Below are 14031 nucleotides of genomic sequence, written 5' to 3'. Positions count from 1 at the left end.
CCAGCCGCATCTGGTGCGGCTGGGTGTTGTCGGGGTCGAGGCGTCTGATTTTGGCAATCTCATTCCATGATGAGATGATAATCACTCTTGCCCGCACCGCATTCCGGGCAATACCAGTCGTCGGGGATATCCTCATACAGGGTTCCTGGCGCAATGCCGGAATCCGGGTCACCCAAGGCTTCGTCGTAGATATGGGCGCAGTAAGCGCAGCGATATTTTCTCATTATGTTCTCCCTTTCCTTGCTTGGCTCACTCTGCAGGCACGGCGGACGCGCGGCCGTGATGCAAAACGGGGATCAGGTCAAAGTCGTGCTGGATGCGCAGATCGCGCTCGCGCAATTCAGGTTCCAGAAGCGCCCAGACCTTGGCGTGATTGTAGGACGGGGTTGTCGGCCAAAGATGGTGGATCAAGTGGTAGTTGTGCCATTGCAACAGCGGTGCGAGGATCTTTTCGAACCCGAGCCGCATGGTGGTGGCCGCCGTCAGGGTGTCGCCGGTCGTTGCAACATGGGTGCCCGCCCCGATATGCGCCAACTCGCCGTGTTCATCACCGTCAATATGCGGCAGCCACAAAACGGCAAATGAGATCAGACCAAGCGCAAGGCGCAGCGGCATGTACCACAGCAGCAACAATTCCCAACCATAACCCATGTAGATCAGTACTGCGTAGATCCCGAACATGGTGATCGACCAAGGCAGCGTTTTGATCATGACCTTGCGCCCGCGCGGATCTTCCCGCGTTAGATTGTACCAAGTATAATGATAATCCATCGTCATCCAGCGAAACGGCAGCGTCCACCATTTGCCGTGGAAATAATGGTCAGGGTCATTCGGTCCGTTGACGAAACGGTGGTGCATCATGTGCGAATAGCGCGCCGCGCCCAAGTTGACGTGAAAGCCCACTGCGATCAGGACAAGCCGACCGATCCAATCGTTGATCTTGACGTTGGACGAGGCGGCCCGATGAAACGAATCGTGCATGACATGGAAAAACGGGTACATGGTCGCGACGTTCAGGATCATCCCGAGCCAAAGCGGGATAACCCCGGTCAGCGCCGCAATGTCCACGGCGATGACGCCACCCATGACATAGAGCAGCACCGCTACCGTCGGCCATGCAATGGTTGGCGGGTTCGTCAGGCGGTAAAGCTCGGTCTGCTTTTCCTTCGGAATAATCACGGGATGGCGTGCCGACGCATTAGTGCTCATGGCTGGTCTCCCCCACGAACTTTTCGAAAGTGTCGGATATTTGATAAATCATGCTAGCTCCTCCCAAAGCAATTCCGGCCCCGCGCCTTCAACGAGGTTCCGTCCCGTAAACTGTGACGCGCGAGCCGTCAGTGGGCTATGGTTGAAGTTGCCAAAAATTTGGCTTAAAGTGACATTTCACAGGGATGCGGGGCTGTCCATGGCGGGGCACATCCATAACAGACCGGAAAACTATGGCGAATTACCACCGTCGTGGTTTGAACCATGCCTTCACTCTGCATACTTTCATATCGCGGCCAAACACTTCGGGGCGTATCCACGCGCCGCATCCGGACAGCCGCGGCTGCTTCCCCTCCTGACCTTTCTGCCCATGCTCGTGGCCTATAGAGGTGCCTTGCAGCCTGTTGCCGGTATCGAACTTGGTTTGGCTTTTCCACCGGCGGCGCATGGATTGGTAGGCTTGTTTGCATCGACCAGCGAGACGCTGTGGGATGCCATGATGAACACGGGGCGCTATACTGCGCTGCGCAATGCGATGTTCGAGTACCGAAGCCTCCAGCAAGGCAATATGGCAGTCCTGGAACTACGCCCGCGCGTGTATCTGAGTGAATTTGAGAAATTCCTCAGCTACGCCACCGCGACAGCCCTTTTCAACATTCTCAGGGCCGCTGCTGATGATGCTGTTGCCGACACGATTCGCCTCACCTTTCCCTGGGCGATGCCGTCGCTGCCGCGACATTTGACCCAATCGGAGCTCCCTTTCGATTTCGAAGCGCAAACACTCAGTATTCAGGTGCCGCTGGATATGGCGGCAAAGCCCTTGCCGGGCGCAGAGCCGGGATTGTGCGAACAGCTCAAGATGGCTGGTGAAGACGAGCTGACAAGAATGATGGGCAGTACGGCCGCCAAGGTTCGGCACATAATCCGCCAGAAAATGAACTTCTGGCCGACACTGAACGAAGTGGCTGACCAACTCGCAATTTCAAAAAGGACGGTCATCAGAAAACTGGCATCCGAGGGCGTGAGCTACCAGCTATTGCTCGACGAGGCGCGATGCGAGTTGGCATGCTGGTTCCTGCGCACCTCGGACATGCGGCTTTCTGCTATTGCCGAACAGATCGGCTTTAGCGATCAGGCCGGGTTCACCCGAAACTTCCTGCGTGTACAGGGCTGCAACCCCAGCCAATACAGGGCCGCGCTGCGCGGTGCGTTGGGCGGGGCCCGACAGACGGAAGCGCCCTAGCAACGGCATTTCACGGCCTGCCTGAGAGATCTGTTGTTGGTCGAGGCGCGGGCAACACGCGCTGTGCTGTCCGCTGAATGCGGTGGGCGCCTCACGACATGCATTGGCATGGAAGTGGGCATGCGCGTCGGCGAATGGGACGAAATTGGGCAAGCGGGCGGGGTGGCGCGCGCCAGACAAAGCCCCCACTTTTCAAGGACCCGGTGGTTGGCAGCCCTGGTCCTTCGGGCCCTAAAGTTGGTTCTGAAATAGAAGTAGAAGATTTGTTGCCGCTCAGGCGTCCTGTGCAGGTTCCGTCAAAGAGGTGACGTTTCACGATTGTAGAGACAATGGCGTCGCCGCCTCATGATCTTCTCTTCAGCGATGCTGAAGTCCAGGCAGGCAGGACCATTGCGAGGCCCGGAGTCGGCGCGCACTTACCAGTCTATTCTCGGATGTCTTCAGATAGGGTGGTGGTTGCAGCCACCCGCGGGCGGCATTGCGCATGCCTTCCTCGACGGATATTAGTTCCAATTTAGCACTATAGGGCGCAAATATTGATTGCGTTCGAACTGTAATTGCAGTATTGATTATTAACGAAATCTAAAATAGGGGAGGGTGAGGATGCGTGTAAGTCGTGTTCAGGCTGCGGAGAATCGCGAAAGAGTGATCAACGAGGCAAGCCGACAGTTTCGGTCCCACGGATTTGACGGCATTGGGGTCAAGGATCTGATGAAGGCGGCCGGGATGACACAGGGCGCATTCTACAAGCAGTTCGCGTCCAAAGAGGATCTAACCGTGCTGGCATCCAAGCGGGCGATGGAAAGCGCGACCGACAAATGGGCGGAGTTGGAGAAGTCTAATCCGCAGGATCCACTGCGCGCGATACTCGACTTCTATCTTGGTCAGGATCATCTCGAAATGAAGATGGATGGTTGCCCGGTTGTTTCGCTCGGCTCAGACGCCGCGCGGCAGGGCGCCGGGGTAAAGGCGTCTTTCGAGCCCGGAATCAAAGAATACCTCAGCAAGATTGTTGAATGGATCGGTGAAGCCGAGGATGAAAAGACCGGCCCAAAGGCCATGACCATACTGTCGACGATGGTCGGCGCACTTCTCATCTCGCGCATTGTCAACGATGAGGAAATGGCGACGCAGTTCCGACAGTCGGCGGCCGAGAGCTTGCTGGCTGGATTGACTGCAGGCAGCGGTATGCAAGGGCAGCAACAATGACGTTGCGCGCGCCTTTTGTAACTGGCGCGGCACAGAATTCGACCTGCAGCCCGGCAGCACCTGAATGGTCGGCAAGATTTTTCTCCATACACGCTTGCCCGAACAGGGACAGTTCTTGAGGCGACTTTCACGCATCCCGGCACGCAGGTGTGGCGCGTCCGAGGCGGCCAAGCACCGCAATCGGGTCGGCTTTCGTAAGACATTTTGGACGTAAACTGCCTGTCGTTACTGCTTCGGAAACAGACGAATTGACGGCAAGAAATATGACCTCAAGGAGAGGAATAGTATGAAACTCGATGAACACCCCACTGTAAGACATATGCGCGAAGCGGGCCGGACTGTTGGTGGGGCTGCCACTGTTCAATCGCTTACCGGTGACGAGTTGCGCGCGCTTGCGATCGAATGCGGTGCCGATGACGCCGGGCTGGTCGAGATCGGCCGCACCGAACTCGATCCGCAACGCGACGAGATTCTCAAGAATTACCCCTGGACGAAATCACTGGTGAGCATCGTCATCAAGATGGCGCGCGAGCCCGTGCGGGGAACGCCGCGATCAGTGTCCAATATGGAATTTCACCGTGCCGGTCACGAGACCAATGAGGTTGCGGCACGCATCGTCGCCCGCTTGCAGGATCGCGGTATTCGCGCGGTGAATCCGGCGATGGGCTTTCCGATGGAGATGGAGAAAAATCCAGGTGCCGCGGTGTGGATCGTCTCGCACAAGCCAGTGGCCGTTGCCGCAGGTCTTGGCCGGATGGGCATCCACCGTAACCTGATCCACCCAAAATTCGGCAACTTCGTCCTGCTTGGCACGGTTCTGCTCGATCAGGAAATCAACAAGGTCGACATCGCAATCGACTATAACCCCTGCCTTGAATGCAATCTGTGCGTCGCGGCCTGCCCGGTGGGCGCAATCAAACCCGATGGAGAATTCAATTTCTCAGCCTGCTTTACCCATAACTACCGTGAATTCATGGGCGGGTTTAACGACTGGGTCGAACAGATCGCCGACTCCAAGGATGCGATCGATTATCGTAAGCGCGTCAACGAGCCCGAAACCTCTTCTATGTGGCAAAGCCTGACCTATGGGGCGAATTACAAATCCGCTTATTGCATGGCGGTATGCCCGGCGGGCGAGGATGTGATTGGCCCCTATCTGAACGATAAGGCCGCTCACCGTCGGGAGATCCTGAGGCCGCTTCAGGAGAGGTCGGAGACGATCTATGTGGTGTCCGGGACCGACGCCGAAGCGGTGGCGCGGCGCAAATGGAAGAACAAGACCGTCAAGCCCGTCGGCAACGGTATGACGCCCCGCACGATTTCCGGTCTCTTGACCTTCATGCCAATTGTGTTTCAGCCTGACCAGTCGCGCGGCTTGAATGCGACCTATCACTTTACCTTCACCGGCGCCGAGAGTCGTAAGGCCACGATCACCATCAAGGACCGCAAGATCACCATCCGCGAAGGGCTGATCGGCAAAGCCGATCTTCGCCTGACCGCAGATTCAAAGACCTGGCTGGGATTTCTTGCCAAGGAGAAAAACCTAGTCTGGGCACTCGCTCGGCGCAAGTTCAAGATATCTGGTAACCCCAAGCTTTTGCTTGCCTTTGGCAAGTGTTTCCCTTCCCCGGAAATCAAGCGCGAGCATGTTGAGGTGCTGCCCGAAGCATCGCTGATCGTGCCTGCGATCCGACCGTTTGAAAAGAACGACCCGACAAGCGGCAAGGTCCGCTGGTTCGGGGAATTGGTTCTGAGTGACATCGAACAGGTGACCCGCAACGTCAAAACCTTCCGTTTCACCAATCCGCGGGGCGGCGATATCCCGTTCCGGCATGTGGCCGGGCAATATCTGACGCTCGACATCGCACCCCATGGCATCGCGACCCGGCGCTCCTATACCATCGCCTCGTCACCGAGCTGGCGTGACCGGATCGAAATCACCGTGAAACGCGAAGACATGGGCCTGGTGTCCCGATGGCTGCACGACGATTTGAAAGTCGGTGATCGTATCAACGTCGAGGCCCCGAGCGGCAGCTTTGTGTTTTCGGGCAGCGAAGGCCCCAGCGTGGTTCTGATCGGCGGCGGTGTCGGGATCACCCCGATGATGAGCATCGCGCGCTACCTGACCGAGACCGAGTGGCCCGGTACGATCTATATGCTGAGCAGCTTCCTGACCCCGCAGGACTACATTTTCCAAAGCGAGATCGACAGCCTGAAGGCCCGCAATCCGCGGATGCGGGTTGCAACGGCGATCACCAATCCCGAGGGCACCGATTGGTCCGGCGCCACCGGCTTTATCAATGACCGGTTCCTGCAGGCCAATGTCCCGGACATCGCGCTGCACCCTGCCTTGATCTGCGGACCAACGCCGATGATGGATGCTGTCAAGGAAACGCTGATCGGACTGGGCGTACCGGCCGGACAGGTTCGCACCGAATCCTTTGGCACGGACAAGCGCGATCCGACGAAAAAGGTCGACAAGTCGGCCAAGGTCGTCGCTCAGGTCTCGTTCGTTGACTCCGGCCTGACGGCGAACGCCCGCGAGGGGATGACGCTGCTGGACGTGGCCGATGAAACCGAGGTCTACATTGATAACGCCTGTCGTTCGGGGACCTGCGGCACATGCCTTGTAAAGTTGAAGAGCGGCAAGGTCCGAATGGGAACAGACGAAGCGCTCAGCGATGATGAAAAGGAAGAAGGCTACATCCTGGCCTGTCAGGCAGAACCCGACGGAAATGTGGTGTTGGACGTCTAAGCCTGCCTTGGCCCCGCCGCCCCGAACCCAAGTGGCGGCGGGATCAGTAGAATGCCATGGCGACGATGGACCGGGGCAGCCACGTCCAGACGAAGTAAGAGCGAGAGCGTGCATACAAGTTCTGACCATCGACAACGTTTACCGACCAGACCTTGCCTCTCCGGCGGAAGCGTCGATTTGAGACGCAAGTTGGCAAAAAAAGGAAATGAATAAGATGAGCAAGACCAAGCCAGGGGTCGCCCTTGTGACCGGGGCATCCTCAGGTATCGGCTATGCAACGGCCAAAGCCCTGCTCAAGGCGGGCTATGCTGTCTTTGGCACCGGGCTGCGCGCTGAGGAAAAAGCCCCGGAAGGCGTGACCTCGCTGATCTGCGATGTGACCGATGATGCCGCCGTGGCGGAGCTGGTCGAGCAGGTGCTGGCTGCTGCCGGGCGCATCGACCTGCTGGTCAACAATGCTGGCGTCGGACTTATCGGCGGCGCTGAGGAATCCTCAATCGCCCAGGCCAAGGCGCTGTTCGACGTGAATGTCTTTGGCACAATGCGCGTGACCAATGCCGTGCTGCCGACAATGCGCCAGCAAGGCGCGGGCCGGATCGTCAATATGAGCCCGGTCATGGGGCTGATCCCCGCGCCCTACAATGCGATCTATTCCGCCAGCAAACACGCCATCGAAGGCTATTCCGAGTCGCTCGATCACGAATTGCGCACCTTTGGCATCCGGGTGACCTTGGTGGAGCCCAGCTATACCGATACGCCGTTCGAGGTGAACAAGAGCACACCCGATCAACCGCTTTCGATCTATGATGCAGCGCGCAAGCAAAACGTCGCATTCATGATCAAGAGCTGCGAAAAAGGTGACCCCCCCGAAGTCGTTGCCGAGACCGTGCTGAAGGCGGCCAGCGCCGCCACGCCCGACCGCCGCTACCCGGCAGGCAAGATGGCGCGCCAGGTTCGCATGCTGCGGCGCTTTGTCCCCGAAGCCGCTTTCGACAAGAGCCTGCGCAAACAGGCGGGTCTGCCGGTGTGACGTCCTCAGACAAAAGCAGCGCACGACCCTACATCACGAACAACCCGATCACATAAATTCGAGAGTAGATCATGACGGCGAATACCTTCAAGGAGCATCAGGTTAAGGCCAATGGGCTTAACTTCACTTACATCGAGGAAGGCGAGGGGCCGCTGTTGCTGTGCCTGCACGGCTTTCCCGACCACGCGCTGTCGTTCCGTCCCCAATTGCAAGCCTTCTCTCGGCTGGGATACCGTGTTGTGGCACCCTATATGCGAGGCTACGCACCCTCCGACGTTCCGGCGGACGGTTCTTATCACAGCGCCGCGCTGGGTCAGGATGTCGTCGGGTTGATCGACGCCCTGGGCGGCGGCCACGCCAGTGTGATCGGTCATGACTGGGGCGCGGTTGCGGCCTACAGTGCCGCCGTACTCGCGCCAGAAAAGATCGAAAAACTTGTCACCCTTGCGATCCCCTTCGGTGCGGGCTTTGGCAAGGCGCTTATCGTCGACCCGGACCAGCAGCGCCGCTCGTGGTACATGTTCTTCTTCCTGTCACGGTTTGCCGAAACTGCACTCGCTTATCAGGATTTCGCCTTTGTCGACCGGCTCTGGTCAGAGTGGTCGCCGGGCTTTGATCTCCCTGCAGAGGATATGGAAGCGCTGAAAGCCACATTCCGCAAACCTGGCGTGGCCAAAGCCACCCTCAACTACTACCGCCACACCTTTGGTCTGGCAGACGACCGGCCCGAGTCGGCCGCATGGCAGGCCCGGCTCAATACCGATCCGGTTCAGGTGCCGACCTTGTACCTGCACGGTGCGGACGATGGCTGCATAGGGTCGGATGTGGGCGGCGATTTCGGGTCCAGATTTCCAGCCGGGTTGCGGCAGGAGATTGTGACAGAGTGCGGCCATTTCCTTCATCTTGAAAAGCCGGATGCCGTCAACGCCCTGATCAGCTCCTTCCTCGGGCAAGCGCCGTCAAACTGACCTACTGCGGACACGTACCGGGCGTCTGGCCGGGCCTTTGGGATGGCAGCCGTTGGCGGCAACTGGGATGCTCTGATTATATGATCCTTACTTTAGGTCCATATGGTCTGTTTCAGATGATGTGGAGACCCATGATGTTGATTTTCAACCACGGACCATACGGAGACCCCATGAAAGCATCCGGCCTTTAACCTGAGGCATCGCACATCACTTTTCGCGTTGAGCCGCAGGCGAAGGCAGCGAACAAGTGGTTCATGTTTAAGGCCGGACGCTCAAAGCAAGACCAACATGAATCTGTCAGAGCTTTTGCAAAAGTACGATCAACGAGACCTAATGCGCGGTATCGCCGAGGCGAACCTTCAACTGATCGTGGAGGCGGCTTAAGGCACCGCGCACGTTCAGGTGCCATTTGCCAGCGGGCGGACTATGGCGCTGAGATGTTACCCTCACTTCAGCCGCAGCGACCTTTCAAAATAGCACCTGAACAACTGGCCAATGCCCACCAACCATTTCTGGAGATCGAAACTCTTCCTCAATTAGCCTGTTCTTCCGGTACAACCACTACCAGCCCGTCCATGTCGTCGGTCACTTTGATTTGGCAAGACAATCGGGACAGTCGCTCATCCGGGGCAATGGTGAAATCCAGAAGGTCGATTTCCATGCCCTCAGGTGAGGGCAAACGGTCAATCCATGCAGAGTCGACATAAACGTGGCAGGTTGAACAAGAACAAGCACCTCCGCAATCCGCATCAATGCCGGGGATGTTGTTTTCGCGGGCACCTTCCATGACTGTGTTTCCTGTGGGCACTTCGACCTCGTGGCGTGTGCCGTCGTTTTCGACATATGTGATTTTGGGCATATCAGAACTGTCCATTCGCTTCTTGTATGTTTGCCTGGGTAGAGCTGGATGGGGTCTTCGTATTTCAAAAGCCCGCCGGGTCATGTCCCCCCAGAGGGCACAACTCGGGTGGTTTGAGCTTGGCTTCACCTCTTTCGAGCCGGAACTGTGCTAACCTGCATGACAGAAGCAGAGGTAAGGCTCTGGACACTAAGTCGCCAAGCAATGTAAATTTTCTTGTGTGCTCTACTTCCACGGGCTGGTCGCCTTGGCGGTCCGTGTGCAAAGGCAATGATGCGAAGGCGACGAATTTTTGTCCCATGTCCACCTTGCAGGTGACACGAAGGACTTAGCACTTTGTTAGCATCCCTTTATGCGTGGAATACGGAGAGTATAAGATGAGTGTAGCTAAACCCCCGAGTGATCTGGCTAAAGTTTGGGATCTGCCCAAGGCCGTCTGCCCCGTCGGCAGCATCGGTCATCGTTGGGATCCGTACGACCAACACGCCATGTACAAGGTACTGGGTGAGGCACGTCAATCCGAGCCGGTGTTCTATTCACCCGAACTCGATTACTGGGTGGTCACGCGCTATGATGACGTGATGAGCATTCTGCGTAATCCAAGCGTGTTCTCAGCGGCAAATGCCAACACGCCAGTCGCGCCAGTCCCCCAGGAAGCTCTGAGCATTCTCGATGAGGGCGGATACGCACTGGAAGGTATCCAGGTGAACTGTGACCCGCCGCGCCATGATCGTATCCGTACCCATGTCAGCCAGGCGATGGGGATGAAACGACTGATGGCACTTGAGCCACATATCGTGCGCAACGTCGAACTAGGGATAAAAAATCTGCAGGGCAAGAACCGTGTGGATATCTTGAAAGACTTTATCTACGAGTTTCCTGCGCGAGTGATCTTCAGTCTTTTGGATATTCCCGAAAGCGACGCGGCCCAAGTCAAAGCTTGGGCAATGGACCGGGCTTTGATGAGCTTTACACATTCCAGCAAGAACAAGCAGATTGATGGAGCACGCAATCTGGTCGAATTCTGGAACTATTGCGTGAAACACGTGCAAAAGAAAATGCTCAATCCCGGAGACGACTATGTCAGTGATTTGCTGGCCGTACGTGATGGCGACGACGACAAGCTGACTCTGAATGAGATCAACTCGGCCGCCTTTGGGTTGTTGTTCGCGGGCCATGAAACAACCACCAACCAATCTACCCATCTTCTAAATGCGTTGCTGTCAGGTGACGGCCTGTGGCAGCAGTTGGTGGATGAACCTTCGCTCATTCCATTGGCAGTCGAAGAAGGGTTGCGCATGTATGGCGCGGTGGCCAACTGGCGCCGTCGTGCGGTTGAGGACGTTACGATCGGGGGAATGGACATTCCTGCCGGTTCAGGCATCGTCATCTCTTTTGCTGCGGCGAACCGAGACCCGGAAATGTTCGAAGACCCGGATGAATTCCGTTTGGATCGCAAAAACGTGCGTAAGCATCTGACATTTGGAAACGGCCTGCATTTCTGTATGGGTGCCCCATTGGCGCGCCTCGAAATGAAACTGCTTTTCCAGACGATGACACGGGAGTTTCCGAACATGAAGCTTGCCGCGGATGAAGAGATCGACTTTGTCCGGGCCTTCGGCTTTCGCGCACCAAAGTCACTGTGGGTCGACCTTCAGGGGTGACGAACAGTGACGGGTTGGAACGACGCAACAGGTAACTAAGCTTCAGGTGAACTATGCCTCTGGTCAGATATGAACCGCCCGCTCGCCAAATCGTAATGTACGGCGACCCAGTTTCTCAGATGCTGCCCAAGGCTCTGAGCGAACTTTGGTCCCGGCAGACAATTCTGGTGACCAATATGACGTCGGCCGCTGCGGAAAGCTATGTTCAGTCGTTCCAGGAGATCTTGAGCGACGCATACTCTGAGCGGCTGTCGGATCGTGCGGACCGATCAGCGGTGCTGAGCGTTACCGGTGCGCTCCGTCACGCCGGAACCGAGGCGATGGTTGCAGCCGGTAGTGGCGCTGCGATCGAGACGGCAAAGGCAGCACGCGTGTGTCTGACCAATAATGTCGCCGTGCCAGAGGATTTCGAACGCCTGCGCAAATCGACAACAGCAGCCTCCCCGAGGCCGTACCTTATTGCTATTCCCACCACGCTTTCGGGCGAGGAATATCTTCCATTTGCCGTGATCGAAGACAAGGAAACAGGCGGGCTTCAACCGGTACAGCACACAGATCTGGCGCCCGATATCGTTCTGTTGGATCCGCATGCAACCCTGACCACACCGGAATCGGAATGGCTTGCCTCTGGAATGGCGTCCGTTGTCAACGCGATCGAAACCGGAGGTAACACCTTGGGTGAGAGACCGCTTGCCAAGGCCGCTGCCTTGCATGGGTTAACCTTGCTGACAAAGGGCCTGCGCCGTTCCCGAACACACCCGTTGGACACCGATGCGCGACTGATGTGTCAGAAGGGCGCTTGGCTGGCCACGCAAGGATTGGCGCAAGGGGCACTCCCCGGACCATGCCATCGGATCGGGCGCGTCCTGTCATCTGTCACTGGCCTGCCACGCGGCCTGGTGTCTGCAGTCATTCTGCCCCATGTTTTGCGCCAGTCTGGCGGAACAGCTGAGAGCCAGGCAGAGCTTGTTGCCGCGATGGAACTGAGCGACAACCCTCTTGATCAGGTTGTCGCCGAACTGCTTCTGGACCTCGGATTGCCATCCAGCCTCTCGGACTGCGGTGTCAAATCTGAAGCCCTGTCTGACGCCATTGATTTCTTTTCCGAGCCGGAGAATGCGGGAGATTTCGCGCAGCGCCCCTCTGCCGACTTTGTAAATGCTGTTCTCGATGCCGCTTACTGATTGAGAATCCCCCGCCCGTTGACCACTGTCTGCGCGTTCTCAAGCGAGCGGACGGAGCAAGCACGTTTTTTTGTATTCGGCAATTCGGCGTGGGCGAGGCGATCAACCTTGCCTGCCAACGTACGCGCGGCTTCTGATGGCCGCAGGAGATAGCAGAAACCGCATAGTGCCGTTCATCGAGACGGGCTGTGCGGGCGACCCGTTTCAAGGCCGCAGCCAGTGGTCTTCCCCAACACCAGACTGACGAATTCGAGCTGAGACGGGGTATCAGCCCGTCTCGCTGATTCTGTGTGGTTGCAAGTAATACGTGTGTGCTGCGCCAAAATTGGACGTGGCGATCTATGTAACTGATTAATAATAATATGGTTTTCACAACATCCTGATTTTTAATTGCATATTGCAATCTTTTCGAAATGTAACTAAGCTGAATCGGCGAGTGATGTCCATCATGATCATTGGAGGAGGTGATGACAGCGATGTTCGATATTCTGGAGGTAGATCCGTACGCCGAAGTCGGCTTAAACGACATGACAGAGGTTATCACCGAAATTGGCTTACCCCAATTTCCACGCAATCTACTTGGGGCGATAAACAAACTGATCGGCGTTGATTATTGCGTTTGCTACAGGCTTCGTAATTATGAGATCCGCGAGATATCCGCCGCGGGCCTTCTTCCTTCGACGAAGTTTCACGCGATTCAAAAAGATATCCACAACGTCAAACGCCAGATGATGACCGCGAGCCACGTCACACGTGTCAGAACATATAGTTCAGACGCGCCCATGGCTGGCAGGTCCGAGACGTCGGCGTCTGAAATTTTGGCGCTGGCGCGCGTGAAGCAGGATGTATTCTGCCTTAAGCTGGTGCGCTCGGATACGACGGCTGCGCTTTCCCAAGGAGACATTGAAAAGCTTCAACCCTATGCTTCACTAATCCTTGCTTCGGTGGCCAAACATGCCGAGCTGATGAACCGTAAGGTCAAATTCGCGCCTGCACTCTCAGTGATCGAGGATGTCGAGGATTGTCTTTCCGACGCCTCTAGCCTGTCGCCACGTGAAGTAGAGGTCTGCGCCCGAATTCTGAGCGGAATGACATCCAATTGCATCGCCTCTGATCTTGGCATCGGCAAGGAAAGCGTCATGACATATCGCAAGCGCGCCTATACCCGGCTGGAACTTAGAGGACAGCGCGAGTTGTTGGTCTGGTATCTTGAGATCTGGAGCGACTGGACGAAGAATGTGAACTAACATTCCGTGCGACAGGCTTTTCTGGCAGCGAAAGCGCTTTCGGCTACCGAAGATTTTCTTCCCTGTAGCCGTATTCGCCGATGATATGTTCCCAGTTTGTGCCTTCGCGCACAGTCTCATCCGAATGATCCTGTACAATCGAGAGCATCCGCATAAACTCCCGCCTTTCATCGGTCGACAAAGGAGACAGTATGGCGTTTTCGGTTGCAAACAACAGGGGCAGGATCTGGTTGTAAATATCGGTGCCGCGCTTGCTCAGCCGCAACAGTTGCCGTCTTCGGTCCTTCGGGTCCACTCTGCGCCGGATCAGATTCTTGTTTGCCAGTTGCTCGGTCGCCCGGCTTATGGTGACCTGATCGGTGGCCAGCATTTCTGCAATGTCCTTGGCCGAAAGCGGGGAATTTGTAGCCAGTATCGCCAAAATCCGCCAGCCGATCACATTCAACCCGTATCTGCTGATGTACATGCTGGATAGAATCCAACTGCCCCGGTTCGATAGAAGCGAAAAAGCCCGCAGAGCACTTCTTTCGATAACGAAATCGGAATCTTCAGGAAGTCGAAACTGAACCAGCAGCTCATCCGGCGGCAAATATTTTGTTTTTCTCTCTGTTTGCATTTTTCTTAGCCCAACCAGAGCGACCTCAATTTATCAATAAAGATTGA

At 56.5% G+C, this 14031-nt stretch carries 12 protein-coding genes; 8 read left to right on the top strand and 4 right to left on the bottom strand.

The annotated features are described in order from the left end of the window. Positions 1-59: 59 nt before the first annotated feature. Both A8B82_RS04115 and A8B82_RS04110 read right to left on the bottom strand, forming a co-directional pair. A complete protein-coding gene (locus A8B82_RS04115) occupies positions 60-224 on the bottom strand; it encodes a rubredoxin (protein ID WP_067288546.1) in 165 nt (54 codons plus the stop codon). Positions 225-249: 25 nt separating this feature from the next. Next, positions 250-1209: a fatty acid desaturase gene (locus A8B82_RS04110; protein WP_082899124.1), complete on the bottom strand. Its 960-nt coding sequence runs from the start codon at positions 1207-1209 to the stop codon at positions 250-252. Positions 1210-1351: 142 nt separating this feature from the next. On the opposite strand from A8B82_RS04110, the gene A8B82_RS04105 reads away from it, so the two are divergent. The 5 genes from A8B82_RS04105 (at position 1352) to A8B82_RS04085 (ending at position 8414) form a co-directional block, all read left to right on the top strand. Then, entirely contained in the window at positions 1352-2452 is a 1101-nt protein-coding gene (locus tag A8B82_RS04105) for a helix-turn-helix domain-containing protein (protein ID WP_161489415.1), read from the top strand. Between the two features lie 603 nt (positions 2453-3055). Then, complete coding sequence (locus tag A8B82_RS04100; RefSeq protein ID WP_067288538.1) at positions 3056-3661, top strand: TetR/AcrR family transcriptional regulator; 606 nt, start codon at positions 3056-3058, stop codon at positions 3659-3661. A 286-nt stretch (positions 3662-3947) separates the two neighbouring features. Next, entirely contained in the window at positions 3948-6416 is a 2469-nt protein-coding gene (locus A8B82_RS04095; RefSeq protein ID WP_067288532.1) for a 2Fe-2S iron-sulfur cluster-binding protein, read from the top strand. A 214-nt stretch (positions 6417-6630) separates the two neighbouring features. Further along, positions 6631-7446, top strand: a complete 816-nt coding sequence (locus A8B82_RS04090; RefSeq protein WP_067288529.1) for an oxidoreductase — start codon at positions 6631-6633, stop codon at positions 7444-7446. Positions 7447-7517: 71 nt separating this feature from the next. Then, on the top strand, positions 7518-8414 hold the full coding sequence (locus A8B82_RS04085) for an alpha/beta fold hydrolase (protein ID WP_067288528.1): 897 nt from the start codon (positions 7518-7520) through the stop codon (positions 8412-8414). 532 nt (positions 8415-8946) lie between these two features. Here A8B82_RS04085 and A8B82_RS04080 read toward each other — a convergent pair. Then, complete coding sequence (locus A8B82_RS04080) at positions 8947-9273, bottom strand: 2Fe-2S iron-sulfur cluster-binding protein (RefSeq protein WP_067288695.1); 327 nt, start codon at positions 9271-9273, stop codon at positions 8947-8949. Between the two features lie 377 nt (positions 9274-9650). Between A8B82_RS04080 and A8B82_RS04075 the strand changes: the two genes are divergently transcribed. From A8B82_RS04075 to A8B82_RS04065, 3 genes are all read left to right on the top strand, one after another. After that, entirely contained in the window at positions 9651-10937 is a 1287-nt protein-coding gene (locus tag A8B82_RS04075) for a cytochrome P450 (RefSeq protein ID WP_082899122.1), read from the top strand. A gap of 53 nt (positions 10938-10990) precedes the next feature. After that, positions 10991-12121: an iron-containing alcohol dehydrogenase gene (locus A8B82_RS04070; RefSeq protein WP_082899121.1), complete on the top strand. Its 1131-nt coding sequence runs from the start codon at positions 10991-10993 to the stop codon at positions 12119-12121. 467 nt (positions 12122-12588) lie between these two features. Then, positions 12589-13368 carry a helix-turn-helix transcriptional regulator gene (locus tag A8B82_RS04065; protein WP_067288512.1) on the top strand — a complete coding sequence of 260 codons (780 nt, stop codon included), beginning with the start codon at positions 12589-12591 and terminating at the stop codon, positions 13366-13368. Positions 13369-13411: 43 nt separating this feature from the next. Here the strand turns inward: A8B82_RS04065 and A8B82_RS04060 are convergent, their stop codons facing one another. Then, on the bottom strand, positions 13412-13984 hold the full coding sequence (locus tag A8B82_RS04060; RefSeq protein WP_082899120.1) for a MarR family winged helix-turn-helix transcriptional regulator: 573 nt from the start codon (positions 13982-13984) through the stop codon (positions 13412-13414). Positions 13985-14031 lie beyond the last annotated feature (47 nt).

The organism is Sulfitobacter sp. EhC04 (assembly GCF_001650875.1).
Taxonomy (GTDB): domain Bacteria; phylum Pseudomonadota; class Alphaproteobacteria; order Rhodobacterales; family Rhodobacteraceae; genus Sulfitobacter.
This window is presented reverse-complemented; position numbering and strand designations above follow the sequence as displayed.

What these genes read in the sequence shown, in the direction of transcription:
- A8B82_RS04075 (WP_082899122.1), top strand. Translation starts at nt 9,651, where the DNA reads ATGAGTGTAGCTAAACCCCCGAGTGATCTGGCTAAAGTTTGGGATCTG.
- A8B82_RS04110 (WP_082899124.1), bottom strand. Translation starts at nt 1,209, where the DNA reads ATGAGCACTAATGCGTCGGCACGCCATCCCGTGATTATTCCGAAGGAA.
- A8B82_RS04080 (WP_067288695.1), bottom strand. Translation starts at nt 9,273, where the DNA reads ATGCCCAAAATCACATATGTCGAAAACGACGGCACACGCCACGAGGTC.
- A8B82_RS04100 (WP_067288538.1), top strand. Translation starts at nt 3,056, where the DNA reads ATGCGTGTAAGTCGTGTTCAGGCTGCGGAGAATCGCGAAAGAGTGATC.
- A8B82_RS04085 (WP_067288528.1), top strand. Translation starts at nt 7,518, where the DNA reads ATGACGGCGAATACCTTCAAGGAGCATCAGGTTAAGGCCAATGGGCTT.
- A8B82_RS04070 (WP_082899121.1), top strand. Translation starts at nt 10,991, where the DNA reads ATGCCTCTGGTCAGATATGAACCGCCCGCTCGCCAAATCGTAATGTAC.
- A8B82_RS04115 (WP_067288546.1), bottom strand. Translation starts at nt 224, where the DNA reads ATGAGAAAATATCGCTGCGCTTACTGCGCCCATATCTACGACGAAGCC.
- A8B82_RS04065 (WP_067288512.1), top strand. Translation starts at nt 12,589, where the DNA reads ATGACAGCGATGTTCGATATTCTGGAGGTAGATCCGTACGCCGAAGTC.
- A8B82_RS04060 (WP_082899120.1), bottom strand. Translation starts at nt 13,984, where the DNA reads ATGCAAACAGAGAGAAAAACAAAATATTTGCCGCCGGATGAGCTGCTG.
- A8B82_RS04090 (WP_067288529.1), top strand. Translation starts at nt 6,631, where the DNA reads ATGAGCAAGACCAAGCCAGGGGTCGCCCTTGTGACCGGGGCATCCTCA.
- A8B82_RS04095 (WP_067288532.1), top strand. Translation starts at nt 3,948, where the DNA reads ATGAAACTCGATGAACACCCCACTGTAAGACATATGCGCGAAGCGGGC.